Annotated in this window: 23 protein-coding genes; 5 read left to right on the plus strand and 18 right to left on the minus strand. The window is 59.5% G+C overall.

Features of this window, described 5'->3' with window-relative positions:
• Positions 1-14 precede the first annotated feature (14 nt).
• The 8 genes from GIW69_RS07760 to GIW69_RS07795 form a co-directional block, all read right to left on the minus strand.
• Positions 15-1,373: an LLM class flavin-dependent oxidoreductase gene (locus tag GIW69_RS07760; RefSeq protein WP_236481547.1), complete on the minus strand. Its 1,359-nt coding sequence runs from the start codon at positions 1,371-1,373 to the stop codon at positions 15-17.
• Positions 1,373-2,572, minus strand: a complete 1,200-nt coding sequence (locus GIW69_RS07765) for an SfnB family sulfur acquisition oxidoreductase (RefSeq protein WP_236481548.1) — start codon at positions 2,570-2,572, stop codon at positions 1,373-1,375. The genes GIW69_RS07760 and GIW69_RS07765 overlap by 1 nt, the downstream gene beginning before the upstream one ends.
• Positions 2,573-2,608: 36 nt before the next feature.
• Positions 2,609-3,850, minus strand: coding sequence for an SfnB family sulfur acquisition oxidoreductase (locus GIW69_RS07770; RefSeq protein WP_236481549.1), 1,242 nt, complete (start codon positions 3,848-3,850; stop codon positions 2,609-2,611).
• A gap of 280 nt (positions 3,851-4,130) precedes the next feature.
• Complete coding sequence (locus GIW69_RS07775) at positions 4,131-4,862, minus strand: hypothetical protein (protein ID WP_236481550.1); 732 nt, start codon at positions 4,860-4,862, stop codon at positions 4,131-4,133.
• A gap of 472 nt (positions 4,863-5,334) precedes the next feature.
• Positions 5,335-6,084 (minus strand): L-cystine ABC transporter ATP-binding protein TcyN, encoded by a 750-nt coding sequence (gene tcyN / locus GIW69_RS07780; protein ID WP_236481551.1) that lies wholly within the window; start codon positions 6,082-6,084, stop codon positions 5,335-5,337.
• Positions 6,085-6,088: 4 nt separating this feature from the next.
• Complete coding sequence (tcyL, locus tag GIW69_RS07785) at positions 6,089-6,754, minus strand: cystine ABC transporter permease (protein ID WP_236481552.1); 666 nt, start codon at positions 6,752-6,754, stop codon at positions 6,089-6,091.
• Complete coding sequence (gene tcyJ, locus GIW69_RS07790; protein ID WP_236481553.1) at positions 6,754-7,554, minus strand: cystine ABC transporter substrate-binding protein; 801 nt, start codon at positions 7,552-7,554, stop codon at positions 6,754-6,756. The genes tcyL and tcyJ overlap by 1 nt, the downstream gene beginning before the upstream one ends.
• A gap of 233 nt (positions 7,555-7,787) precedes the next feature.
• On the minus strand, positions 7,788-8,780 hold the full coding sequence (locus GIW69_RS07795) for a D-cysteine desulfhydrase (RefSeq protein ID WP_236481554.1): 993 nt from the start codon (positions 8,778-8,780) through the stop codon (positions 7,788-7,790).
• 188 nt (positions 8,781-8,968) lie between these two features.
• Here GIW69_RS07795 and epsC point away from each other — a divergent pair, with 188 nt between their 5' ends.
• Complete coding sequence (epsC, locus tag GIW69_RS07800) at positions 8,969-9,895, plus strand: serine O-acetyltransferase EpsC (RefSeq protein WP_236481555.1); 927 nt, start codon at positions 8,969-8,971, stop codon at positions 9,893-9,895.
• A 296-nt stretch (positions 9,896-10,191) separates the two neighbouring features.
• Entirely contained in the window at positions 10,192-12,153 is a 1,962-nt protein-coding gene (gene betT / locus GIW69_RS07805) for a choline transporter BetT (protein WP_236481664.1), read from the plus strand.
• Between the two features lie 21 nt (positions 12,154-12,174).
• On the opposite strand, the gene GIW69_RS07810 is transcribed toward betT, so the two are convergent.
• A complete protein-coding gene (locus GIW69_RS07810) occupies positions 12,175-12,435 on the minus strand; it encodes a hypothetical protein (protein WP_236481556.1) in 261 nt (86 codons plus the stop codon).
• 231 nt (positions 12,436-12,666) lie between these two features.
• Here GIW69_RS07810 and mgrA point away from each other — a divergent pair, with 231 nt between their 5' ends.
• A complete protein-coding gene (gene mgrA, locus GIW69_RS07815) occupies positions 12,667-13,704 on the plus strand; it encodes an L-glyceraldehyde 3-phosphate reductase (protein WP_236481557.1) in 1,038 nt (345 codons plus the stop codon).
• Positions 13,705-13,777: 73 nt separating this feature from the next.
• Here mgrA and GIW69_RS07820 read toward each other — a convergent pair whose 3' ends face one another.
• The 9 genes from GIW69_RS07820 to GIW69_RS07860 form a co-directional block, all read right to left on the minus strand.
• A complete protein-coding gene (locus GIW69_RS07820) occupies positions 13,778-14,980 on the minus strand; it encodes an XRE family transcriptional regulator (RefSeq protein ID WP_236481558.1) in 1,203 nt (400 codons plus the stop codon).
• 3 nt (positions 14,981-14,983) lie between these two features.
• A complete protein-coding gene (locus tag GIW69_RS07825; protein ID WP_236481559.1) occupies positions 14,984-15,661 on the minus strand; it encodes a hypothetical protein in 678 nt (225 codons plus the stop codon).
• A 114-nt stretch (positions 15,662-15,775) separates the two neighbouring features.
• Entirely contained in the window at positions 15,776-16,609 is an 834-nt protein-coding gene (tauD, locus tag GIW69_RS07830; RefSeq protein WP_236481560.1) for a taurine dioxygenase, read from the minus strand.
• 58 nt (positions 16,610-16,667) lie between these two features.
• Complete coding sequence (gene tauC / locus GIW69_RS07835) at positions 16,668-17,507, minus strand: taurine ABC transporter permease TauC (protein WP_236481561.1); 840 nt, start codon at positions 17,505-17,507, stop codon at positions 16,668-16,670.
• On the minus strand, positions 17,504-18,298 hold the full coding sequence (tauB, locus tag GIW69_RS07840) for a taurine ABC transporter ATP-binding subunit (protein ID WP_236481562.1): 795 nt from the start codon (positions 18,296-18,298) through the stop codon (positions 17,504-17,506). The genes tauC and tauB overlap by 4 nt, the downstream gene beginning before the upstream one ends.
• A gap of 16 nt (positions 18,299-18,314) precedes the next feature.
• The gene (gene tauA / locus GIW69_RS07845) at positions 18,315-19,292 is read right to left on the minus strand and encodes a taurine ABC transporter substrate-binding protein (protein ID WP_236481563.1); all 978 of its coding nucleotides are present in this window, start codon (positions 19,290-19,292) and stop codon (positions 18,315-18,317) included.
• 197 nt (positions 19,293-19,489) lie between these two features.
• Positions 19,490-21,073 (minus strand): glutamate--cysteine ligase, encoded by a 1,584-nt coding sequence (gshA, locus tag GIW69_RS07850; RefSeq protein ID WP_236481564.1) that lies wholly within the window; start codon positions 21,071-21,073, stop codon positions 19,490-19,492.
• 187 nt (positions 21,074-21,260) lie between these two features.
• A complete protein-coding gene (locus GIW69_RS07855) occupies positions 21,261-21,644 on the minus strand; it encodes a PaaI family thioesterase (RefSeq protein ID WP_236481565.1) in 384 nt (127 codons plus the stop codon).
• Positions 21,644-23,971: a Tex family protein gene (locus tag GIW69_RS07860; protein WP_236481566.1), complete on the minus strand. Its 2,328-nt coding sequence runs from the start codon at positions 23,969-23,971 to the stop codon at positions 21,644-21,646. Before GIW69_RS07860 ends, GIW69_RS07855 begins: the two co-directional genes overlap by 1 nt.
• Before the next feature lie 359 nt (positions 23,972-24,330).
• Between GIW69_RS07860 and ompR the strand changes: the two genes are divergently transcribed.
• Together ompR and GIW69_RS07870 are read left to right on the plus strand one after the other, a co-directional pair.
• Positions 24,331-25,071 carry an osmolarity response regulator transcription factor OmpR gene (ompR, locus tag GIW69_RS07865; RefSeq protein ID WP_236481567.1) on the plus strand — a complete coding sequence of 247 codons (741 nt, stop codon included), beginning with the start codon at positions 24,331-24,333 and terminating at the stop codon, positions 25,069-25,071.
• A 112-nt stretch (positions 25,072-25,183) separates the two neighbouring features.
• Positions 25,184-26,497 (plus strand): ATP-binding protein, encoded by a 1,314-nt coding sequence (locus tag GIW69_RS07870; RefSeq protein ID WP_236481568.1) that lies wholly within the window; start codon positions 25,184-25,186, stop codon positions 26,495-26,497.
• Positions 26,498-26,561 lie beyond the last annotated feature (64 nt).

Raw genomic sequence — 26,561 nt, forward strand, 5'->3', positions numbered from 1 at the left:
TGCCAGCGATGCTTTTAGCGGCGAAACGCGGAACCCGTGTGTTGCACGGGCAACTGCGCCTCACCGTGAAACAGCTTCTCGCGCAAGCTGCCGCTGTCGTACGCGGTCTTGTATGACCCGCGCCGCTGCAACTCCGGAATCACCAGCTCAATGAAATCGACATAGCTTTCCGGCGTCACGATGCGCGTCAGGTTGAAACCGTCGAGACCGGTTTCGGCAATCCACGATTCCAGTTCATCCGCCACTTGTTCGGGCGAGCCGACCACGGTGATATAGCGGCCGCCGAGGGCGTGTTGTTCGAGCAATTTACGGCGTGTCCAGTCATTGTTTTGCAGGTGTTTCGTCGCCGATTGAATGGCGTTGCTCTTCACGTACTGAATCGGTTCGTCGATCTCGTACTCGGAAAAGTCGATACCGGTGGACGCCGAAAAATGCGCCACACCGGCCTCGGCGCTGGCGTAGCTCAGGTACTCGGCGTGCTTGGCCCACGCCGCTTCCTCGGTTGCGCCGACGATCACGTTAAGCCCCATGAACAGCTTGACGTCCTCGGGATTACGCCCAGCGGCGACGGCGCTGGCGCGCACTTTTTCGACCTGACCCCTGGTCGACGCCTTGTTCTGGCCGCTGATGAACACGCACTCGGCATGGCGTCCGGCGAACAGCAAACCGCGATCCGACGTGCCGGCCTGGAACAACACCGGCGTGCGCTGCGGCGAAGGTTCGCAGAGGTGATAACCCTCGACCTGATAGAACTCGCCGGTGTGCTCGACCTTGTGCACCTTGTCCGGTTGCGCGTAGATCCGTTGCTGCGGATCGTTGAGCACCGCGCCGTTTTCCCAACTGCCTTCCCAGAGTTTGTAGAGCACCTCCAGGTACTCGTCGGCCTGGTCGTAACGCCGGTCATGTTCGACCTGTTCACTCAGCCCCATCGCCTTGGCGGCACTGTCCAGATAGCCGGTGACGATGTTCCAGCCGACGCGGCCGGCACTCAGGTGATCGAGTGTCGACAGGCGCCGGGCGAACAGATACGGCGGCTCGTAGGTGAGGTTGGCGGTGAGCCCGAAACCGAGGTTTTTCGTCACGGCAGCCATGGCCGAAACCAGCAGCAGCGGATCGTTGACCGGCAACTGGATCGATTCTTTCAGCGGTACGTCGACGGAGTTTTGGTAGACGTCGTACACACCGACAATGTCGGCGATGAACAAGCCGTCGAACAGCCCGCGCTCCAGCAACTGCGCCAGCTCTGTCCAGTATTCGAGGGTGTTGTAACGGGTCGAGGTGTCACGCGGGTGCGTCCACAGGCCATGGTTGATGTGGCCAATGCAGTTCATGTTGAACGCGTTGAGCAGGATCTTCTTTTTCGCAGCGCTCATCAGATCGTCCCCCGCAGCGGAGGATTTTCATCGTTGAGGTAGTAATTGCCCACCGCGTGATATTTCCAGCGCACCGGGTCGTGCAACGTGTGCACTCGGGCGTTGCGCCAATGGCGGTCGAGACCGTGCTCGATCAACGTCGCCTGACTGCCCGCCAGTTCGAACAGCGTGCTACCGGCGGCGAGAGAAATTTCGGTACTGATGGCCCGTGCTTCGGCGACGGCAATGGACGCTGCCGCGACGGTTTCAGTGTTGGTTTCGGCCTGGGCGGCGTCGAGGAATTCCCCGGCGCGTTCGAGCAGTGCTTCGGTGGCGTGCAGGCGAATGCTCAAGTGGCCGAAGCTCTTCAGCGTCAGCGGATCTTCGGTGGCTTTGTCGTTGCCCGAATCGATCCACGGCCGGGTTTTGCTGCGCACGAAATGCAGGGCGTCTTCGTAAGCGGCGCGGGCGATGCCGGTGTCGATGGCGGCGTGAAGAATTTGCGCCAGCGGGCCGACGGTGGTTGGACGCTCGAAAGCGCTCTGGAACGGGATCACGTCTTCAGCGGCCACGAACACGTCTCCGAATACTACGGAGCCGCTGCCGGTGGTGCGTTGGCCGAAGCCGCTCCAGTCGTCGATCACGGTCAGGCCCTGGCTGTCGCGTGGGACGAAAGCGAGTTGTTGTATGCCGTGTTCATCGACCACTGACGTGGGAATGCGCTGGGCGTAAATCGCGCCGGTGGCGTAAAACTTGCGACCGTTGATGCGATAGCCGTCGCCGTCGCCGTCACGCGTAAGGCGGGTGACGCGGTCGTGAGCGGTTTTGGTGCCCAGTTCCGCCAGGGCATTGCCGAAGCGCTGGCCGGCGAGAACCTCGGCGTACAGCCGTTGTTTCTGCGCATGGCTGCCGTTTACGCGCAGCACTTCGAGGGCGTAGAAATGGTTTTGCGGAATCTGTCCGAGGGAGCCGTCAGCCTGGGCGATCAGCGCGATGACTTTGGCGAGAGTGACGTTGGACACGCCGGCGCCGCCGTACTCCTTCGGCACGCTGATACCCCACAGACCTGAGCGGGAAAACACATCCAGTTCCGGCAGTGGCAGGCGGCGTTCGCGGTCGCGCAGGTTGCTGTCGCGTTTGAAATCTTCGGCCAGGTCGCTGGCGACGATCAGGGCTTGCTCGTCGCTGGTGATGACCGCGACGTGTTGAGAAATTGTCATGTGTTTCTCCACCGCTCTTGGAAAAGGGTGCGGTTTTCAAATCCAGGAATGACGAGCCGGCAGCTTGCCGTTGAGGCGATAAGCGCCGACCGCGTGATATTTCCAGCGCACCGGGTCGTGCAGGGTGTGCACCCGGGCGTTGCGCCAGTGGCGGTCGAGGTTGAACTCGGCGAGGGTGGCGCGGCTGCCGGCCAACTCGAAGAGTTTCTCGCTCGCCAATAACGAGATCTCGGTGGTCAGCACTTTGGCTTCGGCCACGGCAATCGAGGCGAGGGCGGCGGACTCGGCGGTGAGTGGCGCGGCGTGAACCTCGTCGAGCACTTTCCCGGCCTTGCGCAACAACGCTTCGGCGGCGTGCAGTTCGATTTTCAACCTGCCGATGTCGGCGATCACGTAGAGGTCATCGCTGGCGCGATCAACCTTGGCATCAATCCACGGCCGCGCACGGGTTTTGACGAAATCGATGGCGTCATCAATGGCGCCACGGGCGATGCCGGCGTCGATGGCGGCCTGGATTAGCTGCGAGACCGCGCCTTGGGTGTTCGGGGTTTTGTTGATCTTCCAGTGGTCGACGACCAGGCCGGCTTCAACGCGCACGTTGTTCAGCAAAATCGTGCCGCTGGCGGTGGTGCGCTGGCCGAAACCCGACCAGTCATCGACGATGCGCAAACCCGGCGTACCGCGACGGACGAAGGCCAGCACTTGCTTGCCGTCATCGTTCAACGCCTTGACCGCGACCCAATGGGCGAAGAGGGCGCCGGTGGAATAGAACTTCTGGCCGTTGATGACGAAATCATCGCCGTCGGCAGTGATTCGCGCCTTCAGTTCGAGGGTGTCTTTGGTGCCACGTTCCGGGCCGGCGTTACCGATGCGCCAACCTTCGAGCACGCTCTGGAACAGCTGTTTTTTCTGCTCTTCGGTGGCGCTGCCGAGCACCAGATTGAGGATGCCGAACTGGTTTTGCGGAATCTGCCCCAGCGCCGGGTCAGCAGCAGAAATGATCGCGAACACCTCGGCCAACGTGACGAAGGACACCTGCGGCCCACCGTACTCGCGAGGGATGGCAATGCTGCCCAGACCGCTGCGGGTGAACTGCTCGATTTCCGACCATGGCAGCTTGCGCTGGCGGTCGCGTTTGGCGGCCTGCACGCGGGCGACTCGCGCCAGATCACGGGCAGCCTTGATGGCTTGCGCGTCGTTGCGCAACACCTGCGCGGGCAACAACAGCGGGGCGATGTCCAGATCACTCTGAACGTTTGCGTCTGCCAGACTGGACATCAGCGCCACTCCTTGGCTGCACGCAATGCCCTGGCGATCTGCACTGGGGTGATTGTGTTCCGGACCATACCTACCTCACATTTCATGAAAAACGCCGCGAAGCGCGACGAAAGAAAGAATGTCCGGTGGTCCGGTTTATATACCCTAAGCGTGTATAAAAATTAAATGAACTAACTTTTAGGAATATGCATAGAAGGTCAGAAACCAAAAGATCGCAGCCTGCGGCAGCGCCTACACAAAATGTGCGTCTCTGAAGGAGCTGCCGAAGGCCGCGATCTTTTCACTTGAGCGGCACGGTCAAAAAAGCATTCGCACAACCAATCTTCAGCGTGCGCGGCGGTGCCCAGCGCGAGTTGTTGCCCACCCGGTCGATCACGCAATAACTCACGTCCAGTCGCAAATCTTCGCCAGCCTCGACAATGACCGACGACGGCACCCAGACCTGAATCCGCCGCCCGATATCGTCGGCGGTCAAGCGCGGCAAATCCATGCGCACATCGCCCCAGCGCAGGGTGATTTCGTCGTCCTCGGCCATGTTCGGATACGGCTCGATGCTCAAGGGCAAACCACGGCGGATCTGGCCTGGATTCACGCCTTTGCGGCGAATGGTGTCAGGCAGGCTCACTGGCGCCAGTTGCTGGTTTTCATCGTCGCCGAGGGTCGATGGCTGGCCGCCGGGACAGTCCAGTTTGACCTCCACGCGAGTCGTCGCTGACACCGCCGGCGCCTGTCCGACCTGCATGAGCCGGTAGTGGAAGGTGCTCGAACCGCTGACGATAAAACTTTCCGGCACCCGCAGACTGACCGCCACGCCGACCTCTTCGGTTGTCAGCACATGCGAGGCGACGTAGCAGTCGTCCCAGTACAGTTCGATCAGATCGCCAGCGTCCATGCCGGAAAAAGGCGCCACGTCGACCAGCACGTGCGCGGCCGCCGCGAGGTTGATAGCGCCCTTGAAGGATTGCGCTAAAACCGGCGGCGCCAAATCCAGGGTATGCGAAGTACGGGTCATGGGTTTCTCTCCTTGAAGCGTTGCAGCGAAGTCCGTTTCTGAAAGAACAAAGTGTGTGAATCCCCAGGCAATACAAACCGTCGCAACTGGTCGGCTCTATTAATGATTGTTTGGTTGGAAGACGCTTCGTTGGCCGTTAGATAAAAGTCCATTGGAGGTAGAGTCAATAGACTTTCTTAGTTGCTCGGCTAAACCGGCATTAATCAGAATGTTCCTACAGTGCGGAGGTAAATGGCCGTCGTGTATTGGTGAGGTGGGCTACATAATTACAGCGTTTCCGGCAATCGCAGTGCGTGTCTGCGCGCAAGCTTTAACGTTTGGCGGGGATGAAATTCAGGCCGGGCGAGTCTGTTGCGGGACATATATATGTGCCGCACGGAATATCATTTAATTATTTATGCTGGCAGGAGGAGTCAGGAGGCGAAGACAACTTCCATCCTTGGAAGTAATCGATATGAACAAACTTTTAATCTCAGGCGTGATTCAGAAACTTGCTGAGAAACTGTTTTGTCCGTTCTTCTTTCGGGTTGGCAAACAGTGCCTTCGCTTCACCTTGTTCGACGATCACGCCCTTGTCGAAAAATACCACGCGGTTGGCCACATCCCGAGCGAACGCCATCTCATGGGTGACGATGACCATGGTGCGGTTTTCTTCGGCCAGGCCACGGATGGTCGACAACACTTCGCCAACCAGTTCCGGATCGAGCGCCGAAGTTGGCTCGTCGAACAGGATCACTTCCGGCTCCATCGCCAGCGCCCGGGCAATCGCCACGCGCTGTTGCTGACCGCCGGAGAGACGACGCGGGTAAGCGTTTTCCTTGCCCGCCAGACCGACCTTGGCGAGCAGCTTCATGCCCAGGGCCACAGCCTCCGCACGGGGCGTCTTCTTGACCACGATCGGGCCTTCGATGACGTTGTCCAGGGCGGTGCGATGGGGGAACAGGTTGAAGTTCTGGAACACGAAGCCCACGTGCTGGCGCAGGTTGCGCACCAGGTTTTGCTGCTGGCTCAACGGGCGGCTGGTATCGATTTCGATGTCGCCGACCTTGATCCGGCCGCTGGTGGGTTGCTCAAGGAAATTCAGGCAGCGCAGGAACGTGGTCTTGCCCGAACCGCTGGGGCCGATGATCGCCACGACCTCGCCTTCCTTGACCTCAAGATCGATGCCGTTGAGCACCACTTGACCCTTGAACTGCTTGGTCAGTTTTTCCACGACAATCATCGGGTCAGGACTCCTGGTCGTGCCGATTGACCCGCTCTTCCAACTTGTTCTGCAGGTGCGACAGCACCGTGGCGAGAACCCAGTAGATCAGCGCGGCGGCAAGATACATGGTGAAGATTTCGAAGGTGCGGGCGGTGATCAACTGCGCCTGACGGAACAGTTCGGGCACCTGAATGGTGGCGGCCAGCGCCGTGTCCTTGACCAGCGAAATGAAGCTGTTGCCCAGCGGCGGCAATGCCGTGCGCATCGCTTGCGGCAGGATCGCCCGGCGCAGGGTTTGCGCGCGGGTCATGCCGATGCTCGCGGCGGCTTCCCACTGACCACGCTCGATGGAACCGATCGCGGCCCGCAGAATTTCACAGGCGTACGCAGCCATGTTCAGCGAGAAGCCGATCAGGGCGGCCGGCAGCGGATCGAGTTCCACGCCCAATTGCGGCAAGCCGTAATAGATCACGAACAACTGCACCAGCAACGGCGTGCCGCGAAAGAACGACACGTAGATGCGCGCGAGCCAGCTCACCAGTTTGAAGCGCGACAGGCGCATCAGTGCCAGGCCGAAGCCCAGCACCAAGCCGAAGAACATGCCGCCCAGGCTGAGAATCACCGTGTAATACGCGCCCTTCAACAGGAAGGGCGCGGAATCCAGAGCGAGTTTGAAAGCCTCTTCCATTATTGAGTGACGTCAGCGTTGAAGTATTTCTCGGACAGCTTCTTCAAGGTGCCATCGGCGCGCAGCTTGTCGATCGCCTTGTTCACGGCTGCCAGCAACTCAGGCTCGCCTTTACGCAGGGCAATACCGGCTTCCTGACGGGAGAACGCTTCGCCGGCAGCGGTGGTGTCCTTGGCTTTTTGCGCGTATTCGAGGGCGGCGAGACGGTCGATCAGGATGGCGTCGATGCGGCCGACTCGCAGATCCTGAAACTTGGTCGGATCATCGTCGTAGGTCTTCACGTCAGCTTTCGGCACATTGGCGCGCACCCACTCTTCGTAGTTGGTGCCCAGGCCCACGCCGACCTTCTTGCCGGCCAGATCGGCAGCGGACTTGATGTTCAGCTCGGCGGCTTTTTTGCTCAGTACCAGCGCCTGAATCCCGGAAACGGTGTACGGCGTGGAGAAGTCATACTTCTTCTTGCGCTCGTCGGAGATGGTCACCTGGTTGATAACCGCGTCCAGACGCTTGGACTCCAGTGCGGCGAGGATGCCGGCCCATGGCGTCGGTTGCAGCTTGACCTTCACGCCTAGTTCTTTGGCCAGGGCTTCGGAAAACTCGACTTCGAAACCGGTCAGTTTGCCGTCTACATCGACGAAGCTGAACGGTGGATAAGTGCCTTCCAGGCCGACGTTGATAACGCCTTTGTCCTTGATCTGCTGCAGTTGTTCACCGGCAACCGCCTGCCCGATGAGGCCAGCGCTCAAGGCCAGGCCCAGCGAACCCACCAGCAGATTTCGACGTAGTGCGGAAAGAATCATGACAAGCCCCTGTGTTTTCTTATGGAAGACGCTAAAGGAAAGGTTGGCGAATTCGGGATTTGAACGACAGCGCTATCCTGCCTGAAAAGCAGCGTATGCGTCTGCCCGCAAATTCGCCTGCGGCGAGACTATATGACGGGTTTTTTAGATTTGAAAATAATAAATAACAGCCTTGTTATTCTTTTTGGCTATCTGATCGTTCCCACGCTCCACGTGGGAACGATCAGATACGGTTACAGAAAATCCTTGTAGGCAAATAACGCCGGCGCCCCACCGGTATGCAAAAACACAATCGGCCCGTCATTGAAACGCTGGCGTCCAATGCCGTCGAGCAGCCCGGCCATGGCCTTGCCGGTGTACACCGGATCAAGCAATACGCCTTCCTGACTGGCCAACAGCTTCACCGCCGCCAGCGTTCCGGCATTGGGTTCGCCGTAACGCGGGCCAAAATATTCGTCCCACAGCTCGACTTTGAAATCCGCCGGCAACGGGATGCCGAGCAAATCGGCCGTGCGCTCGGCAAGGCCCTGCACTTTCGGCCGCTGGTCTTCTTCGCTACGCGAAACCGTCACGCCGATCACCGGCAGTTGCGGCAACACTTCGCTCAAGGCCAGCGCCAATCCGCTGTGGGTGCCGGCGCTGCCCGAAGCGAGCACCACGGCGGCGAAGGTCAGGCCAGTGTCTTTGATCTGCTCGGCCAGCTCCAGGCCGGCGCGCACGTAACCCAAGGCACCGAGGGCGTTGGAGCCGCCAATCGGTACCAGATACGGTTTTTTGCCATTGCTGCGCAGGCGCACGGCGAGCGCGGCCAGTTGTTCGTCGGCGTTATCGAGGTTGTCGACCCGTTCCACCTGGGTATCGAACAGGTTCAGGAGAAGGCGATTGCCATTACCGGTGTAGTCAGCGTCGTCGGTGCCCAGTGGATTTTCCAGCAGGGCGACGCAACCGAGGCCGAGTCTGGCGGCCAGTGCGGCGGTCTGGCGCACGTGGTTCGACTGCAGGGCGCCAGCGGTGATCAGTGTGTCGGCGCCTTGCGCGATAGCGTCGGCAGCGAGGTATTCGAGCTTGCGCAGTTTGTTGCCGCCCATGGCCAGCGGCGTCAGGTCATCGCGCTTGATGTAGAGATCGCGGCCGAGCCAGGTGGACAGGCGTTCGAGTTTTTCCAGGGCGGTAGGTTGGCCGAGCAATTCAAGGCGTTCAAAGCGGTCGAGCTGTTGTTTGATCATGATTCCGTTCTGGAGAAGGAGGATGTCCGGACTATAGGCACGCCGATTTGCACCGGCAACCATCAATCGCCTTATAGCTAAAAGTGCTGATTCCAGCACTATCGGTTCTTGATAGGCCTCGGCAGGCATGTCGTAGAGTAAACGCAGACGCGGCCAGACAGTCCGGCCGCCCGTGAGGAGTTTTCACCGTGAGCGAGCGTTCCAGCCACTGGCAATTACAGACCATCGTCAGCCAACTGCGCAGCGCGCGGGATGAATGGCGCGCACAGAACGGCCGCGTCGCGGCTGAGCAGGGCGGACGCGAATTGCCGTCCCGCGCGGCGATGGCAGAAATTCTCGAAGCCTTGTGCGGGGCGCTGTTTCCGATGCGCCTGGGACCGGTGGATTTGCGTGAGGAAAGCGAAGATTTCTACGTCGGCCACACCCTCGATGTCGCCCTCAATACCTTGCTCGGCCAGGCGCGACTTGAGCTGCGTTATGTCGCCCGCCACAGTGCGCAGGACGACAGCGCCGTTGAAGCCCACGCGATCCGCATCATCCAGAATTTTGCCCTGGCGTTGCCGGGGCTGCGCACGTTGCTCGACACCGATGTCCTGGCCGCTTACCACGGCGATCCGGCGGCGCGCAGTGTCGATGAAGTGCTGTTGTGCTACCCGGGGATTCTGGCGGTGATTCATCATCGTCTGGCCCACCATTTGTATCGTGCGGGCTTGCCATTGCTGGCGCGGATCAGTGCTGAAATTGCCCACTCGGCCACCGGTATCGACATCCATCCCGGCGCGCAGATTGGCCGCAGTTTCTTCATCGACCATGGCACGGGCGTGGTGATTGGCGAGACCGCAATCATCGGTGAGCGGGTGCGGATCTATCAGGCAGTGACGTTGGGTGCGAAACGCTTTCCGGCGGATGAAGACGGACAGTTGCAGAAGGGCCATCCGCGTCATCCGATTGTCGAGGATGACGTGGTGATTTATGCCGGGGCGACGATTTTGGGACGGATCACCATTGGCAAGGGTTCGACCATTGGCGGCAATGTGTGGCTGACGCGCAGCGTGCCAGCGGGGTGCAACCTCACCCAGGCGAATCTGCAACATGATGACGGTACGCAGAAATAACGCGGCTAACTCCCTTCGTGCTCGTTCCCACGCAGAGCGTGGGAACGAGTATTCCCCCCCCCCCGCATCTCCTGCCTTAACCGGTGTAGGAAAAGTACCGCCCAGCCCTGCGATTAGTCCTTCGCCGCCCAACCGTGTTTAAATTGAACGTTCAATCAAGTTAAACCGGTGGTTCGCCGCCCGCTCACAACAGGAGGCTTGCCTTTGCTGAGTCCGATCATTTCAGCCATTTTCCAATCCCTTGAGGTGCACCGTTCATGAGTGCATCGTCCACCCCCGCCAGCGGTCTGGTGCGCATGAATCCCCCGGTGTTTTACTTCGCCGCGACGGTGATTCTGTTGTTTGGTCTCGTTGTCATCGCCATGCCGGAACAGGCCGGTGCCTGGCTTCTTGAGGCGCAAAACTGGGCGGCCAATACGGTCGGCTGGTATTACATGCTGGCGATGACCCTGTACCTGATCTTCGTTGTGGTCACCGCGTTGTCGGGCTATGGCAAGATCAAACTCGGTGCCGATCACGACGAACCCGAATTCAGTTACCTGTCCTGGGCCGGCATGCTGTTCGCCGCCGGGATCAGCATCACGCTGTTTTTCTTCTGCGTCTCCGAACCGCTGACCCACATGCTCCAGCCGCCCCAAGGCGAGGCCGGTACAGCAGAGGCGGCGCGTCAGGCCATGCAGGTGTTGTTCTTGCATTGGGGCCTGCACGGCTGGGGTGTGTTCGCCTTCGTCGGCATGGCACTCGCCTACTTTGCCTATCGGCATAACCTGCCACTGGCCCTGCGTTCGGCGCTGTATCCGCTGATCGGCAAACGCATCAACGGCCCCATCGGCTACGCGGTGGACGGCTTCGGCATCATCGCCACGGTCTTCGGTCTTGGCGCGGACATGGGTTTTGGTGTGCTGCACCTCAACTCCGGTCTCGACTATCTGTTCGGCATTGCGCACACCCAGTGGATTCAAGTCGGCCTGATCACGCTGATGATGGGCGCGGCGATCATTGTCGCGGTGTCCGGCGTCGATAAAGGCGTGCGGGTCATGTCCGACATCAACATGCTGCTGGCCTGTGCGTTGCTGTTGTTCGTGTTGTTTGCCGGCCCCACGCAGCACTTGCTCAACACCCTGGTGCAGAACATCGGCGACTACCTCGGCGCTTTGCCGATGAAGAGTTTCGACCTCTACGCCTACGACAAACCGAGCGACTGGCTCGGCGGCTGGACGGTGTTTTACTGGGCCTGGTGGATCGCATGGTCGCCGTTCGTGGGCCTGTTCATTGCACGGATTTCCCGTGGCCGCACCATCCGTGAATTTGTCTTTGGCGTGTTGCTGATTCCGCTCGGTTTCACCTTGGCGTGGATGTCGATTTTCGGTAACAGTGCCATCGACCAAGTGCTCAACCACGGCATGTCGGCGCTAGGCATGTCGGCCCTCGACAACCCGTCGATGAGCCTTTACCTGCTGCTGGAAACCTACCCGTGGAGCAAAACCGTCATCGCGGTGACGGTGTTCATCAGCTTCGTGTTCTTCGTCACCTCGGCTGACTCCGGCACCGTGGTGCTCTCTACCCTGTCGGCGAGGGGCGGCAACCCGGACGAAGACGGGCCGAAATGGCTGCGGGTGTTCTGGGGTGCGATGACCGCGCTGGTCACGAGTGCGCTGCTGTTCTCCGGCAGCATCGATGCGCTGAAGTCGGCGGTGGTGCTGACTTCGCTGCCGTTCTCGTTGATTCTTTTGCTGATGATGTGGGGGCTGCACAAGGCGTTCTATCTGGAGTCGCAGAAGCAGATTGCGCAGTTGCATTCGCTGGCGCCGGTGTCTGGATCGCGACGCGGCAAGGGCGGCTGGCGCCAGCGCCTGAGCCAGGCCGTGCACTTTCCGTCGCGGGACGAGGTGTACCGCTTCATGGACTCCACCGTGCGTCCGGCCATCGAAGAAGTGACGGCCGTGTTCGTCGAGAAAGGCTTGAACGTGGTCGCGCAACCGGATCCGGCGCACGACAGCGTCAGTCTGGAAATCGGCCACGGCGAGCTGCATCCGTTCATCTATCAGGTGCAGATGCGCGGCTACTTCACGCCGTCATTTGCGCGCGGCGGCATGGGTTCCAAACAACTCAACAACCGCCGCTACTACCGCGCCGAAGTGCATCTGAGCGAGGGCAGTCAGGACTACGACTTGGTGGGCTACACCAAGGAACAGATCATCAACGACATCCTCGACCAGTACGAACGGCACATGCAGTTCCTGCATCTGGTGCGTTGATCGCAAGCTGAGCGCCGTGTGTCACGACTCGGCGCTCAGCACCATGAACAACACTAGCGCAGCGACCGGTACACCGAACACGACGCTGCCCACCGCAATCTCCCTGCCCCATGACTGGCCCGCATGCACGATGCCCACCGCGCCGTTAATCAGCGTGAGCGCCAGCCACAACCCCACGAAGCCATAGCCCATGGCCTGACGACTGAAACCGATCCGCTCGCCGATGTAGAGCATCAACGCGAGAAGGATCAGGCCAAAGGTGGTGATGATGGTGGTGTGCATGGTGGATTGGACCTGATGAATATCCGGCGTCTCGTATGAGCATAGTCAACTCGAACCACCGTGGAATTAGAACCAGCGTTGCGTGAGTCGTCGGTGTAGCCGTGCGAACCGAAATCTGTGAAACGTTTCAGCCATTAATCGAGTCCGAGGTTTACCGGCGTTCTGGCGGGCGTATGCTGGGCGACTTGCAAAGCAGTCGATACCCGTTCAAAACCGATAAGAGAGGACTCGATGACTTACACCGCTGCCGAAAACCGCTACGACTCCATTCCTTACCGCCGCGTCGGACGCAGCGGTCTGGTGCTGCCGGCATTGTCCCTGGGCCTGTGGCACAACTTCGGCGACAGCACGCCGATCGATACCCAACGCGCCTTGCTGCGCACCGCTTTCGACCTGGGCATCAACCACTTTGACCTGGCCAACAACTACGGTCCGCCCTACGGCAGCGCCGAGGTCAATTTCGGTCGTCTGCTGCGCGAAGACTTCAAGCAGTACCGCGACGAATTGATCATCTCCAGCAAGGCCGGTTGGGACATGTGGCCCGGCCCTTACGGCCAGGGCGGCGGCTCGCGTAAATACGTGCTGGCCAGCCTCGACCAGAGCCTGCATCGCCTCGGTCTGGACTACGTGGACATCTTCTATTCACACCGCTTCGACCCGGACACCCCGCTGGAAGAAACCGCCAGCGCGTTGGCCACAGCCGTTCAGCAGGGCAAGGCGTTGTACATCGGCATCTCGTCGTACTCGGGCGTGAAAACCCGTGAGATGGCGGCCCTGCTCAAAGAATGGAAAGTGCCGCTGCTGATTCATCAACCGGCGTACAACCTGCTCAACCGTTGGGTGGAAAAAGACCTGCTCGACACCACCGACGAACTCGGCACGGGCGTCATCGCCTTCACGCCATTGGCGCAAGGCCTGTTGACCGACAAGTATCTGAACGGCGTGCCGGCGGATGCTCGCGTCAATCGTCCGGGCGGTGGTTCACTACAGGCATCGCACTTGTCCGAAGACAACATCAACCATGTGCGCGCCCTCAACGAGATTGCCAAGCGTCGAGGTCAGAGTCTGGCGCAACTGGCGCTCGCATGGACGTTACGCGATCCACGGGTGACCTCGGCGCTGATCGGCGCGAGCCGGCCGGAGCAGATTATCGAGAACGTCGGGGCATTAAAGAATTTGAGTTTCAGCGCCGAAGAATTGGCGGAGATTGACCGGTTCGCCCAAGAAGGTGGGATCAATCTTTGGGAGAAACCTTCGACGGCTGAGTAAGACTCTCGAAGGTACACAATTTCATTACGGCGAAACCTCTGGGAGTGAGGTTCCGCCGTGGCTTATTTGTAGCTTATTTTTTGCTTGGGAAACCAAGCACCTCTGCGGCCTCGCTGAAAAAAGTATCCCTTGCGGTCCTTTTTCTCAGTTGGATGTCGATCACCTGTGACTGATCTGGCAGGGTGAAATAACCTTTATCCAAGCAGCACAGGCTTTCAAGCGTCGGCAGTGGCAGTCCAAGTAGCTGCCTGAGTTGAGATCGAGAAAGAACTTTATGTTCCACAAGCATTTTTACGCCTCGCGCAATGAGCTGGGGTCTTTCAAAATCAAAGTCGGCGTCCATCGGCTCACCTTTGACCCAACCTCTTGCTGACCTAGCCTTCCACAATCTCGTTGTAGTGGTTTCGTTGATTATTTCTAGATCCTTGCATCTACGAACCATCGCGGCTACTGAGACTTTCCAGCGTGGTTTCAGCGCGAGCAAAGTATCCAGAGTCGGCCATCGAATTTCTCTCAGGAAACTCTCTGCTGGCATCAGAAATGCACTGGCGAATCGATGTGCTTGTGACTCAAGCAGATCGTAATTTGATTCGTATTGCTCCTTGGAAACATGTCGATGAAGAACGATATGTCCCAGTTCATGAGCCGCATCGAATCGGTTTCGTATCCCGTTTGCCTTATCTGCTACAAGGAGCACGTAAGGACGTTGATCCAATTCATGCCAGTTTGAAACACCATCCATTTTCAGATGGCCCAGAGTGGTTCGAGTGCAGACGATACCTGCGCTTTCGAGTGATTGAACGACATTGGGAATGGGTGCCGTCCCGAGCCCCCAAGCCTGCCGACATTCGGCGGCCATCCGTTCGATTTCTTCATCCGAAATCACCAAGCAGTTGCTTTCGTCCAAATGAGGAACGTTGACCGCGACGAACTCAAGGCTTTCCTGAAGTTTATATGAGATGTCTTGAAGCCACTCCAACCGTACTTCCGCTATTTCCCTAGCGTTAGCCGTAGCGCTGACCTGAGAACGAAAGAAGAATGGGGTATTTTCATTCGTTAAGATTTGCTCTTCGAGCAGCCAGTTTTCACTGACGCCGAAGACCTCACATAGTCGTTGGAAAGCATCGGCCTCAGGAACCTGAACCCCGTTCTCCCATTTAGAGATGTTTCCAGAGGCGCGCCCCACCATCTCGGCCAGTGCTGTCTGGGTAATGCCAAACGTGAGCCGTAACTGTTTGAGGCGTTCGGGCTGAAAACCCGCGACTCCAGTTCTCATGGTTCACCTCTTGGTTTTCTGCTCATCATCAATTTGATCTTCGACTATTTCGGCGCGGCGCATCTTATCTCGCAATTTCACCAATTCAATCGGTTTCGGATCAGTTGCCTGATTATCAGAATAGCTCTGGAGCAATTCTTCAAAGGTGCAATCCATGTGAAACCCTTTCCCGTTGAAATACGGAACCGCCATCATGATCGCGACAGGCTCTGATTGATCCGCGAAACGTGGAGGTGGTGCATGGACTACGACAAGAGCATGGATCAGTTGTTCGGTCACAGTGTGCTTCAAGCCGTCAATCCAATCTAATTGGATGGATGATAGCGATTCATTCAGCGTTTTGAGTTCGGCTCGGTGTTTGGCAGTTCGAATTTCTTTCTGCCAAGGCAATACAACCGCCGTGACGCGCATTTTTCCCAGCTCCAAGAGGACATAGTTATGTCCTTTAGGATCTGTGGCTTTGATGATTGGGTTCCAACGTCTCATCCCTGCTAAAGCTTCTTGAACAAGTGAATGACGCAAATGCCCACGCAAGTCTTCCGGAGGCGTGTGAATCAAGAGGTCTTTGACTTCCTTAGCGGCTTTTTGGAATGTTTGCGGAATCAACACCCCAAGCTCATCGAAGAATTCTCTGTCAACTTGCGAACGAATGAAATCTTGAATTTCTTCTTTTGTGACCATGCGTTTCACCACTCACTAATCGGTAAGCGGATTTTTACTTCATTTTTATTCGTTATGGAAGCGCTGACTGGTTTTTTATACAGCCAAGCTGATGGATGGTCATGCAGATTACGCTCAACGGAAAAACGGCACATCCCCCAACACTGTCGCCCGCTGCATCACCCGTCGCGCCGGACGATAATCATCCACGGCGTAATGTTGCGTCACGCGGTTATCCCAGAACGCAATGTCGTCTTTCTGCCAGCGCCAGCGAATGGTGAATTCCGGCCGGGTGGCGTGAGCGAACAGAAACTTCAAAATCGCTTCGCTTTCGGTGTCCGACAGCTCATTGATTTTTGAGGTGAAGCCTTCGTTGACGAACAACGAACGCCGCCCGCTGACCGGATGCGTGCGGATCACCGGGTGCGACAGCGGCGGATGTTTGCGCCGCGCTTCTTCCCACTGCGCCATTGCCTCTGGCGTGTTGCCGTAGCGTTCCAGTGGAAACGAACGGGTGAAATCGTGGGTCGCGGTCAGTCCTTCAAGCAGGTTTTTCATTGGCGCCGTCAGCGCTTCATACGCAGCAATCCCGCTGGCCCACAAGGTGTCGCCACCGAATTCGGGCAGCAACTTGGCGCTCAGTACGGCGCCCATCGCCGGGGTCGGCAGGAACGTGACGTCGGTGTGCCAGATCGCGTTGTCGCGCACGTCTGTGACGGCGGTGTCGAGGATCAACACTTGCGGCTGTTCCGGTACGTTCGGGTAGATCGGGTGAATGTGCAGGTCACCGAAATACGCGGCAAAACGCGCTTGCTGCGACGGTTCGACAGGCTGGTTGCGGAAGAACAGCACCTGGTATTTGAGCAGCGCTTGTTCAATGGCGTCGCGTTGTTCCACGGTCAATGGCTGGCTCACGTCGACGCCGCTGATCTGCGCGCCGAGGGCCGAGCTTAAAGGGACGATGTTCATGGTGGTTCTCTCAAATTCAGATATCGACCCCTGTGGGAGCTGCCGCAGGGGATGCGATTCAGTGGGTCTGGCCGTGCCACGGCACGAGTTTTCGTTGCAGCGCGCGCAGGCCCATTTCCATGGCGAAGGCGATCAGGGCGATGATTAGAATCCCAAGCACCACCACATCCGTGACGAGAAACTGCGCCGCCGACTGCACCATGAAACCCAATCCACTGGTGGCGGCGATCAGTTCGGCGGCGACCAAGGTCGACCAGCCCACACCCAGGCCAATGCGCACACCGGTCAGAATGTCCGGCAGCGCACTCGGCAAAATCACGTGGCGTATCAACTGCGTGCGGGTGGCGCCCAGCGATTGCGCGGCGCGCAACTTGGCCGGGTCGACGGTGCGCACGCCGGTGGCGGTGGCAATCGCGATCGGCGCAAAAATCGCCAGGTAGATCAGCAGCACCTTCGACAATTCGCCGATGCCGCACCAGATCACGATCAGCGGCAAATAGGCCAACGGCGGAATAGGGCGGTAGAACTCGATCAGCGGATCCAGCACACCACGGGCAATACGATTGGCGCCGATGGCAATCCCGACCGGTACGGCCGTGAAAATGGCGAAACCGAGGCCCAGGCCGATGCGGCTCAGGCTCGCGCCCAAGTGCTGCCACAAGGTCGAATCCATGTAGCCGCTGGTCGCCAGCAGCCAGCCTTTTTGCAGCACGGCCGAGGGCGGCGGCAGGAACAGCGGTTCGATCAAACCGCTGGCGGTGGCGGCCCACCAGATCAGCAGCAAAACCAGCAATGTCAACACGCTGATCCATCGGGTACTGAGGCTGCGGCGCACGGGAGTCGACATTGAGGATCCGGTAGTTTTCACCGTCGCGGCAGAAACGTCGTAGCTGCTCATGCGTGCTCCTGGCGCTGAATGGCGCTGCGTTGCGAGAACACTTTGGCGAGGACGTGTTCGCGGGTTTCGATAAAGCGCGGGTCGGATTTGATCGCGCGGGCCGACTCGCCGGCGGCGTAGCGCTGACCGAAATCGAGGTGCAGGCGCTCGACAATCTGGCCGGGATTCGGCGCTAACAAAATCAGATCCGTGGCGAGGAACACTGCTTCTTCAATGTCGTGGGTAATCAGGGACACCGGTTTGGCGGTGCGTTGCCAGACTTGCAGCAACAGCTCCTGCATCTGTTCGCGGGTGAATGCATCGAGGCCACCGAAGGGTTCGTCCATCAACAACACCCGCGGGTCGGCGGCGAGGGCGCGGGCGAGGCCGACGCGTTGTTTCTGGCCCCCGGAGAGCTGCCAGATGCGCCGGTTTTCGAACCCCGAGAGGTCAACCAGCGCAAGCATTTCCCGGGCGCGCTGTTCGCGTTTGTCGCGGGGCACGCCGGCCAGTTCCAGACCGAACGCGACGTTGGCCAGGACGTCCTGCCAGGGCAGCAACGCGTCATCCTGAAACACCACGCCGCGCTCGGCGCCCGGGCCTTTGACGGGCACGCCGTCGAGGGTAATGCGCCCGGCGCTGGGCTCGACGAAACCGGCAATCAGGTTCAACAGCGAAGTCTTGCCACTGCCGGACGGGCCGAGGGCGACCAGCAACTGCCGGGGCCCCAGGGTCAGAGAAATATCCGCCAGCACAGGTTCCGGGCTGCCCGGGTACTGTGCGCTGATGCGCTCCAGCTGTAGCAAGGCCATCGCGATCAACTCCCGGTCAATTGGTGATGTATTTGGCGCTGACGTACGGCGCGTAATCCGGCAGCACGGCGTCGACCTTGCCTTGTTCCTTGAGGAACGTGGCGGTGTCGGTAATGGCTTTGGTGGTCGGCGCGCCGAGGTCGCTGATCTGATCCGCGGCCAGCGGGTAGACGTTGCCTTGCAGCAGCAGCGGAATGTCGCTGGCCTTGGCACCGGACAACTTCACCAGTTTGTCGACGTTGCTCTGGTCGGCGAGCCAGGCTTTTGGATCCTCGCGGTAGTCGGCGTAGGCATCGAGCGTGACCTTGGCGAACGCAGTGACGATCTCCGGGTGCTTCTCGGCGAAGTCCTTGCGCACGATCCAGGCATCAAAGGTCGGCGCGCCGAACTTGGCCAATTCGCCGGAGGTGATCAACACTTTGCCGTTTTCCTTGGCCACGCCCAGGGCTGGATCCCACACGTAGGTGGCGTCGATGTCGCCGCGTTTCCACGCGGCAATGATCGCCGGCGGGGCGAGGTTAAGCACGGTGACTTTCGACGGTTCGATGTTCCAGTGCTTCAGCGCGGCCAGCAGGCTGTAGTGGCCGGTGGACACGAATGGCACGGCGATTTTTTTGCCGACCAGATCCTGCGGGGTCTTGATGCCGGAGCCGTCGCGGGCGACGAGCGCTTCGGCGGCGCCGATCTGGGTGGCGATGAGAAAGGTTTCAACCGGGACTTTGCGGGTGATCGCGGCGGTCAGCGGGCTCGAACCGAGGTAGCCGATCTGTACGTCACCGGAAGCGATGGCGGCGATGATGTCGGCACCGTTGTCGAATTTGCGCCAGTTGATATCGGCTTTAGTGGCTTTCTCGTAAGCGCCGTCGGCTTGAGCGACTTTTGCCGGGTCGACGGTGGTCTGGTAGGCGACAGTGAGGTCGGCGGCCTGCGCCATGAAACTCGCGGCAGCCACAGACGCGGCGGCGAGCAGGCGAAGCGGGAAATTCAGTTTCATGGGGAGAGCTCCATTCAGGCGACCGAGTGTCGGTGTGGATGGAGACTAAATGATCTAAGAATTCGAAAATAAATAACTTTTTCGAATGAGCTTATTAGCGGAAAAATCTAAAAAAGATCAAAAGATCGCAGCCTGCGGCAGCCCCTGCACTGATCCATGTAGGGGCTACCGCAGGCTGTGATCTCTACCGGTAACGGTTAATTGCTGATCGCCAGAATGCTCGCCTGATACGCCCCGACAAACACATCAAAATCCCCGACCTCGTTCTGCTCAAGTTCAGCTTGTCTAGCCAGGGACTCTCGGGCGACTTCTTCAAACTTCGCCTGCTCGTCCGCCGTGAGTGGTTCGCTGCGAAAGAACTCCGCATGCACCTGGCTCTGACGCAGGGAGAACTGGGTAAAGCTTTCCTTGTGCTCAGCCATCGCCGCCAACACTTGGGCCGACGGCGTCAGGGACGAATCCTTGACCTTGGCCAGTTGAGCGTCCAGCGCTTTGTTGTGCGCATCACCGCCGTGACTCTGATCGAGCAGCGCGGCCAGTGGCGCGATCTGCTCAAGCAGTTCGCCGGCCCACTCCTTGAGGTCGACCGATTGGCCGTCTCGTCTCAATTGCAGGCCGGGACGGCGACCTTCCTTGACCACGCTGAGGAAGTTTGAGGTGGCGTTGCTGCAAGAGTTGTTGGTCAACAGCGGACTGTCGTTGAGCGCGCAGAACAGCAGGAACGCATCGAGGAAGCGCGACTCGGTGAGGTCGATGCCCATCGGCAGAAACGGGTTGATGTCCAGGCAACGCACTTCAACGTACTGAATGCCACGCGCCACCAGCGCCTGGATCGGCCGCTCGCCGGTGTAAGTCACGCGTTTCGGGCGGATGTTGGAGTAGTACTCGTTTTCGATCTGCAAGATGTTGGTGTTGAGCTGCACCCACTCGCCATCCTTGTGCGTGCCGACTTCAACGTACGGAGCGTACGGCGTGGCCACGGCTTTGCGCAGGCTGTCGGTGTAGCTCGCCAGATCGTTGTAGCAAGGTGTCAGACCGGCCTGGGCGTTGCTCTGGTAACCGAGGTCACTCATGCGCAGGCTGGTGGCGTAGGGCAGATACAAGGTGTCCGGGTCGAGTTGTTCCAGCTGGTGCGAACGACCGCGCAGGAACCCTGCATCCAGCGCTGGTGAAGCACCGAACAGGTACATCAAGAGCCAGCTGTAGCGACGGAAATTACGAATCAGGGCGATGTAGGAGGACGACTGGAAATCACGGTCGGTGCCGACAAAGCCCTCGGCTTCCTTCAGCAAAGGCCAGAGCTTTTCCGGCAGGGAAAAGTTGTAGTGAATCCCGGCGATGCACTGCATGGTCTTGCCGTACCGCAGGGCCAGGCCCTTGCGATAAACGTACTTGAGCTGACCGATGTTTGAGGTGCCGTAATAGGCGATCGGGATGTCTTCCTCGGCCGGCAACGGGCACGGCATCGATGGACTCCACAGGTACTCGTTGCCGAGTTTGCTGTAGGCGAAGCGATGAATCTTGTCCAGGCTCGCCAGCGTGTCGGCCGGGTCGGGCAGGGCGGGCGTGATGAACTCGAGCAGCGACTCCGAATAGTCGGTGGTGATCTGTTCGTTGGTCAGCGCGGAACCCAGGGCTTCAGGGTGCGGCGTTTGGGCCAGGCGGCCTTCGCCAGTCACGCGCAGGCATTCACGTTCGATTCCGTGAAGGCACTGCTCAAGCAGGGAAAGGTTAGCGCGCTCGCCGAGCAGAGCCAGGCGGCGGTTGAGAAGTTCGCTCAAGTTGGATTCCTTCACGCGTCAGTCGCCCCAATATGGGGGTGGGCAGGACGGTCTACAAGGGTGAAGTTGAAACTGGCGTTATCGCCTGGTTCTTCGAGCCGGTTAGCCATACACAAAACCGTGTAGGAGCTGCGGCAGCTCCTACACAGTTGATGCGTTGAAATTAACTCAAAATGATGGCCGCAAGCTACAGGACAGCGAACGTGCCTTGCGCTTTTGCGACCAGTTTGTCGCCCTGCATCACGTCGGCCTCGACCACCAGCGTGCGGCGGCCCGGGTGGATCACCCGCGCGGTGCACATCACCTCGCCGTCAGACACGGCGCGGATGTAGTTGATCTTGCATTCGATGGTCGCGCTCTGCTGGTCAAAGCCGTGGGTGCTGGAACAGGCCAGCCCCATGGCAATGTCGACCAGGCTGAACAGCGCGCCGCCATGCAGTTTGCCGCCGCGATTGCGCAGCTCCGGCTCGAGCGCCAGGGCGACTTGCGCCACCCCGGCGTCGAGACTATGCAGGCGGCAACCCAGCAAATTGAAAAAAGCGCTTTCGGTGAGCCCGGCCGGGATCTCCATCAGCGTTTCTTCAACTGCTTGGCGTTGGCGAACAGCGAGGCCATGGCGTTATTGGCCGGGGCGGCAGCGGCAGTTTCCTTGCGCGGTGCGGCGTTGCCCGAAGACTGACGCGATGCCGAACCCGGCCGCGAACCACGGGCGCCGTCGATTTTTTCGCCCGGGGTGTCGCCCATGCGCATCGACAGACCGACGCGTTTGCGCGGGATGTCGACTTCCATGACCTTCACTTTCACCACGTCACCGGCCTTCACCGCTTCGCGCGGATCCTTGATGAACTTCTCCGACAGCGCCGAAATGTGCACCAGGCCGTCCTGATGCACGCCAATGTCGACGAACGCGCCGAACGCCGTCACGTTGGTCACCACGCCTTCGAGAATCATCCCCGGTTGCAGATCCTTGAGTTCTTCGACGCCTTCCTGGAACTCGGCGGTCTTGAATTCCGGACGCGGGTCGCGGCCCGGTTTTTCCAGCTCTTGCAGGATGTCGGTGACGGTCGGTAGACCGAAGGTTTCGTCAGTGAATTTCTTCGGATCCAGGCGCTTGAGGAACCCGGCGTCGCCGATCAGCGAGCGGATGTCGCGGTCGGTTTCAGCCGCGATGCGTTGCACCAGCGGGTAGGCTTCCGGGTGAACAGCGGACGAATCGAGCGGGTTGTCGCCGTTCATGACGCGCAGGAAACCGGCCGCCTGTTCGAAGGTCTTCTCGCCCAGACGCGCGACTTTCTTCAGGGCTGCACGGGTTTTGAACGCGCCGTTTTCGTCACGATGGTTGACGATGTTCTGCGCCAGTGTCGCATTGAGGCCGGAAATCCGCGCCAGCAGCGCCACGGACGCGGTGTTCACGTCCACGCCAACGGCGTTCACGCAGTCTTCAACGACGGCGTCGAGGCCACGGGCCAGTTTCAGTTGCGACACATCGTGCTGGTACTGGCCGACACCGATGGATTTCGGATCGATCTTCACCAGCTCAGCCAGTGGATCCTGCAAGCGACGGGCAATCGACACGGCGCCACGGATCGAAACGTCCAGATCCGGAAATTCCTTGGCCGCCAGTTCCGATGCCGAGTAAACCGATGCGCCGGCCTCGGACACCATGACCTTGGTCATCTTCATCGCTGGATATTTTTTGATCAGCTCGATGGCCAGTTTGTCGGTCTCGCGGCTGGCGGTGCCGTTGCCGATGGCGATCAGGTCAACCGAGTGCTTGGCGCACAGGGCGGCCAGAATGGCGATGGTCTGATCCCACTTGTTGTGCGGTACGTGCGGGTAAACCGTGGCGTGATCGAGCAACTTGCCGGTGGAGTCGACCACCGCAACCTTGCAACCGGTGCGCAGGCCCGGGTCGAGGCCCAAGGTAGCGCGCGGGCCGGCCGGGGCGGCGAGCAACAGGTCGTGCAGGTTGTGGGCGAAAATGTTGATCGCTTCGGCTTCGGCGCCGTCGCGCAGTTCGCCGAGCAGGTCGGTTTCCAGGTGCGTGTAGAGCTTGACCTTCCACGTCCAGCGCACCACTTCGCCCAGCCATTTGTCGGCGGCGCGGTTCTGATTCTGGATGCCGAACTGCTGACCGATCATGCCTTCACACGGGTGCATGGTGCCCGGCAGCTCATCGCCGACTTTCAGCGCGGAGCTGAGGATGCCTTCATTGCGGCCGCGGAAAATGGCAAGGGCACGGTGCGACGGCATGCTTTTCAGCGGTTCGTCGTGTTCGAAGTAATCGCGGAATTTGGCGCCTTCTTCTTCCTTGCCGGCGATCACGCGGGCACTGAGGGTGGCTTCCTGTTTCAAGTAATTGCGCAATTTTTCCAGCAGGTTGGCGTCTTCGGCGAAGCGCTCCATGAGGATGTACTTGGCGCCTTCAAGGGCAGCCTTGACGTCTGCCACGCCTTTTTCGGTATCGATGAAGCGCGCGGCTTCGGTGTCCGGGGTCAGGGTTGGGTCGTTGAACAGAGCATCGGCCAAATCGCCGAGGCCGGCTTCGAGGGCAATCTGGCCCTTGGTGCGGCGCTTCTGCTTGTACGGCAGGTACAAGTCTTCAAGGCGGGTTTTGGTGTCGGCGAGCTTGATGTCGCGTTCAAGTTGCGGGGTGAGTTTGCCCTGCTCATTGATGCTGGCGAGGATGCTGATGCGCCGTTCGTCGAGTTCACGCAGGTAGCGCAGGCGTTCTTCCAGATGACGCAACTGGGTGTCATCGAGGCTACCGGTGACTTCTTTTCGGTAACGGGCGATGAACGGAACCGTAGAGCCTTCATCGAGTAGCGCGACGGCCGCTTCGACCTGTTGCGGGCGGACGCCGAGTTCTTCGGCGATGCGGCTGTTGATGCTGTCCATAAAACCACCTGACAAAAAATGAAAGCAGGCTCGCAGGCACGAAAATAAAGGCCCGGAGTCTGGTTGAGCGGCATGGTGTTCGCCGCTGCCCTGGGTCAAGGGCACCCCATTGACCCGTGAATTCGAACAATTACTGCCGGCACCGTGAAAAAAACAATGGCCACTTGCAGTAACGATTCAGACGTTGCCTGACTCAAAAGGCCGCGCATTATAACCGGCGTTCTGTCATTCGGGGGCGTCGCAGCGTGTAGGCACAAACCCCGGTTTTCTGGCAGTGAAGGAAAAATCTGCTAACAATGCACACGGTGCGTATAACGGCAGCTACGCCATAATGCGCGCCGAGCTAAAAGGAGCTTCCAATGAGCAGCACTGCACAAACTGCTGAAGGCGAAAAAATTCTTATCGTTGACGACGATCCAGGGCTGAGCAGCCTGCTGGAACGCTTTTTCGTCAGCAAGGGCTACCGCGCCCGCGCCGTACCGAACACCGAACAGATGGATCGTCTGCTGTCGCGTGAAGTGTTCAACCTGGTCGTCCTCGACCTGATGTTGCCGGGCGAAGACGGCTTGACCGCTTGCCGTCGTCTGCGTGCGGCGAACAACCAGATCCCGATCATCATGCTCACCGCCAAAGGCGATGAGATCAGCCGCATCAAGGGCCTTGAACTGGGCGCTGATGATTATCTGGCCAAACCGTTCAACCCCGATGAGCTGATGGCACGGGTCAAAGCGGTTCTGCGCCGTCAGGCACCGGCCGTTCCGGGTGCACCGGGCAGCGAAGACGAAAATGTCACGTTCGGCGATTACGTACTTTCGCTGGCGACCCGCGAACTCAAGCGTGGCGACGAAGTGCACATGCTCACCACCGGTGAGTTTGCCGTGCTCAAGGCCCTGGTGATGAACGCGCGTCAGCCATTGACCCGCGACAAACTGATGAACCTGGCCCGTGGCCGCGAATGGGATGCCCTGGAGCGTTCCATCGACGTGCAGATTTCCCGTTTGCGCCGGATGATCGAGCCTGATCCGTCCAAGCCGCGCTATATCCAGACCGTCTGGGGTGTTGGCTACGTGTTCGTGCCGGATGGCGCTGCCACCAAGTGATCGGTGATTTGTAGGAGCGGGTTTCGGGCAGCTGTTGCAAGACGCTGCCCGAAGACTCGCGATCGGCAATGTGCGAGCATCGCTCGTTCCTGCAAGTGTGTAGCGGTAATTCATGAAAACCCCCGTCTGGTTCCCCCAAAGCTTTTTCTCCCGCACCCTTTGGCTGGTGCTTATCGTCGTGCTGTTTTCCAAGGCGCTGACCCTGGTTTATCTGTTGATGAACGAGGACGTGCTGGTGGATCGCCAATACAGCCACGGCGTCGCCCTGACGCTGCGCGCCTACTGGGCCGCCGATGAAGAAAACCGCGCAAAAATTGCCGATGCCGCAACGCTGATCCGGGTGGTCGGTGCTGGCGTGCCGGAAGGCGAACAGCATTGGCCGTACAGCGAAATTTATCAGCGGCAGATGCAGGCGGAACTGGGTGCCGACACCGAAGTGCGCTTGCGCATGCACTCACCGCCGGCGCTGTGGGTTCGCGCGCCGAGCCTTGGCGATGGCTGGCTGAAAGTGCCGCTGTACCCGCATCCGTTGCGCGGCCAGAAAATCTGGAACGTGCTTGGCTGGTTCCTCGCCATCGGTCTGCTCTCGACCGCATCCGCATGGATCTTTGTCAGCCAGCTCAACCAGCCATTGAAACGCCTGGTATTTGCCGCACGCCAACTCGGCCAGGGCCGCAGCGTGCGTCTGCCGATCAGCGACACGCCGAGCGAAATGACCGAGGTGTACCGCGCGTTCAATCAGATGGCCGAGGACGTCGAACAGGCCGGGCGCGAACGTGAATTGATGCTGGCCGGTGTTTCTCACGACTTGCGCACACCGCTGACCCGGCTGCGGCTCTCGCTGGAATTGATGGGCGACCATACGGATCTGACCGACGACATGGTGCGCGACATTGAAGACATGGACGCGATTCTCGACCAGTTCCTCGCGTTCATTCGCGACGGACGAGACGAATCGGTGGAAGAGGTGGATCTGAGCGATCTGGTGCGTGAAGTGGCGGCGCCTTACAACCAGGGCGAAGAAAAAGTGCGTCTGCGTCTGGAGCCGATCCAGCCGTTTCCTTTGCGCCGCGTATCGATGAAGCGCCTGTTGAACAACCTGATCGGCAACGCCTTGAACCACGCCGGCAGCGGCGTCGAGGTGGCGGCGTATGTTTCAGGCGATACCAGCGCACCCTATGTGGTGCTGAGCGTGATGGATCGCGGGGCGGGGATCGATCCGTCGGAACTGGAGGCGATCTTCAACCCCTTCACCCGTGGCGACCGTGCGCGGGGCGGCAAGGGCACCGGGCTGGGCCTGGCGATCGTGAAACGGATTGCTTCGATGCACGGCGGCAATGTCGAATTGCGCAACCGCTCGGGTGGCGGGCTGGAAGCGCGGGTCAGATTGCCGTTGGGGTTGATGCTGCCTAGGGATGCGGTCTAGAAGCAGCTACGAGCGGCAAGCCTCGAGCTTCAAGCGGCTCCTACTTGCCGCTTGAAGCTTGCTT

This window comes from Pseudomonas syringae (assembly GCF_021605415.1).
GTDB classification, from domain to species: domain Bacteria; phylum Pseudomonadota; class Gammaproteobacteria; order Pseudomonadales; family Pseudomonadaceae; genus Aquipseudomonas; species Aquipseudomonas syringae_S.

Coding starts and splice junctions, on each gene's coding strand:
- GIW69_RS07760 (WP_236481547.1), bottom strand. CDS start 1,373: ATGAGCGCTGCGAAAAAGAAGATCCTGCTCAACGCGTTCAACATGAAC.
- GIW69_RS07765 (WP_236481548.1), bottom strand. CDS start 2,572: ATGACAATTTCTCAACACGTCGCGGTCATCACCAGCGACGAGCAAGCC.
- GIW69_RS07770 (WP_236481549.1), bottom strand. CDS start 3,850: ATGTCCAGTCTGGCAGACGCAAACGTTCAGAGTGATCTGGACATCGCC.
- GIW69_RS07775 (WP_236481550.1), bottom strand. CDS start 4,862: ATGACCCGTACTTCGCATACCCTGGATTTGGCGCCGCCGGTTTTAGCG.
- tcyN (WP_236481551.1), bottom strand. CDS start 6,084: ATGATTGTCGTGGAAAAACTGACCAAGCAGTTCAAGGGTCAAGTGGTG.
- tcyL (WP_236481552.1), bottom strand. CDS start 6,754: ATGGAAGAGGCTTTCAAACTCGCTCTGGATTCCGCGCCCTTCCTGTTG.
- tcyJ (WP_236481553.1), bottom strand. CDS start 7,554: ATGATTCTTTCCGCACTACGTCGAAATCTGCTGGTGGGTTCGCTGGGC.
- GIW69_RS07795 (WP_236481554.1), bottom strand. CDS start 8,780: ATGATCAAACAACAGCTCGACCGCTTTGAACGCCTTGAATTGCTCGGC.
- betT (WP_236481664.1), top strand. CDS start 10,192: ATGAATCCCCCGGTGTTTTACTTCGCCGCGACGGTGATTCTGTTGTTT.
- GIW69_RS07810 (WP_236481556.1), bottom strand. CDS start 12,435: ATGCACACCACCATCATCACCACCTTTGGCCTGATCCTTCTCGCGTTG.
- mgrA (WP_236481557.1), top strand. CDS start 12,667: ATGACTTACACCGCTGCCGAAAACCGCTACGACTCCATTCCTTACCGC.
- GIW69_RS07820 (WP_236481558.1), bottom strand. CDS start 14,980: ATGAGAACTGGAGTCGCGGGTTTTCAGCCCGAACGCCTCAAACAGTTA.
- GIW69_RS07825 (WP_236481559.1), bottom strand. CDS start 15,661: ATGGTCACAAAAGAAGAAATTCAAGATTTCATTCGTTCGCAAGTTGAC.
- tauD (WP_236481560.1), bottom strand. CDS start 16,609: ATGAACATCGTCCCTTTAAGCTCGGCCCTCGGCGCGCAGATCAGCGGC.
- tauC (WP_236481561.1), bottom strand. CDS start 17,507: ATGAGCAGCTACGACGTTTCTGCCGCGACGGTGAAAACTACCGGATCC.
- tauB (WP_236481562.1), bottom strand. CDS start 18,298: ATGGCCTTGCTACAGCTGGAGCGCATCAGCGCACAGTACCCGGGCAGC.
- tauA (WP_236481563.1), bottom strand. CDS start 19,292: ATGAAACTGAATTTCCCGCTTCGCCTGCTCGCCGCCGCGTCTGTGGCT.
- GIW69_RS07855 (WP_236481565.1), bottom strand. CDS start 21,644: ATGGAGATCCCGGCCGGGCTCACCGAAAGCGCTTTTTTCAATTTGCTG.
- GIW69_RS07860 (WP_236481566.1), bottom strand. CDS start 23,971: ATGGACAGCATCAACAGCCGCATCGCCGAAGAACTCGGCGTCCGCCCG.
- ompR (WP_236481567.1), top strand. CDS start 24,331: ATGAGCAGCACTGCACAAACTGCTGAAGGCGAAAAAATTCTTATCGTT.
- GIW69_RS07870 (WP_236481568.1), top strand. CDS start 25,184: ATGAAAACCCCCGTCTGGTTCCCCCAAAGCTTTTTCTCCCGCACCCTT.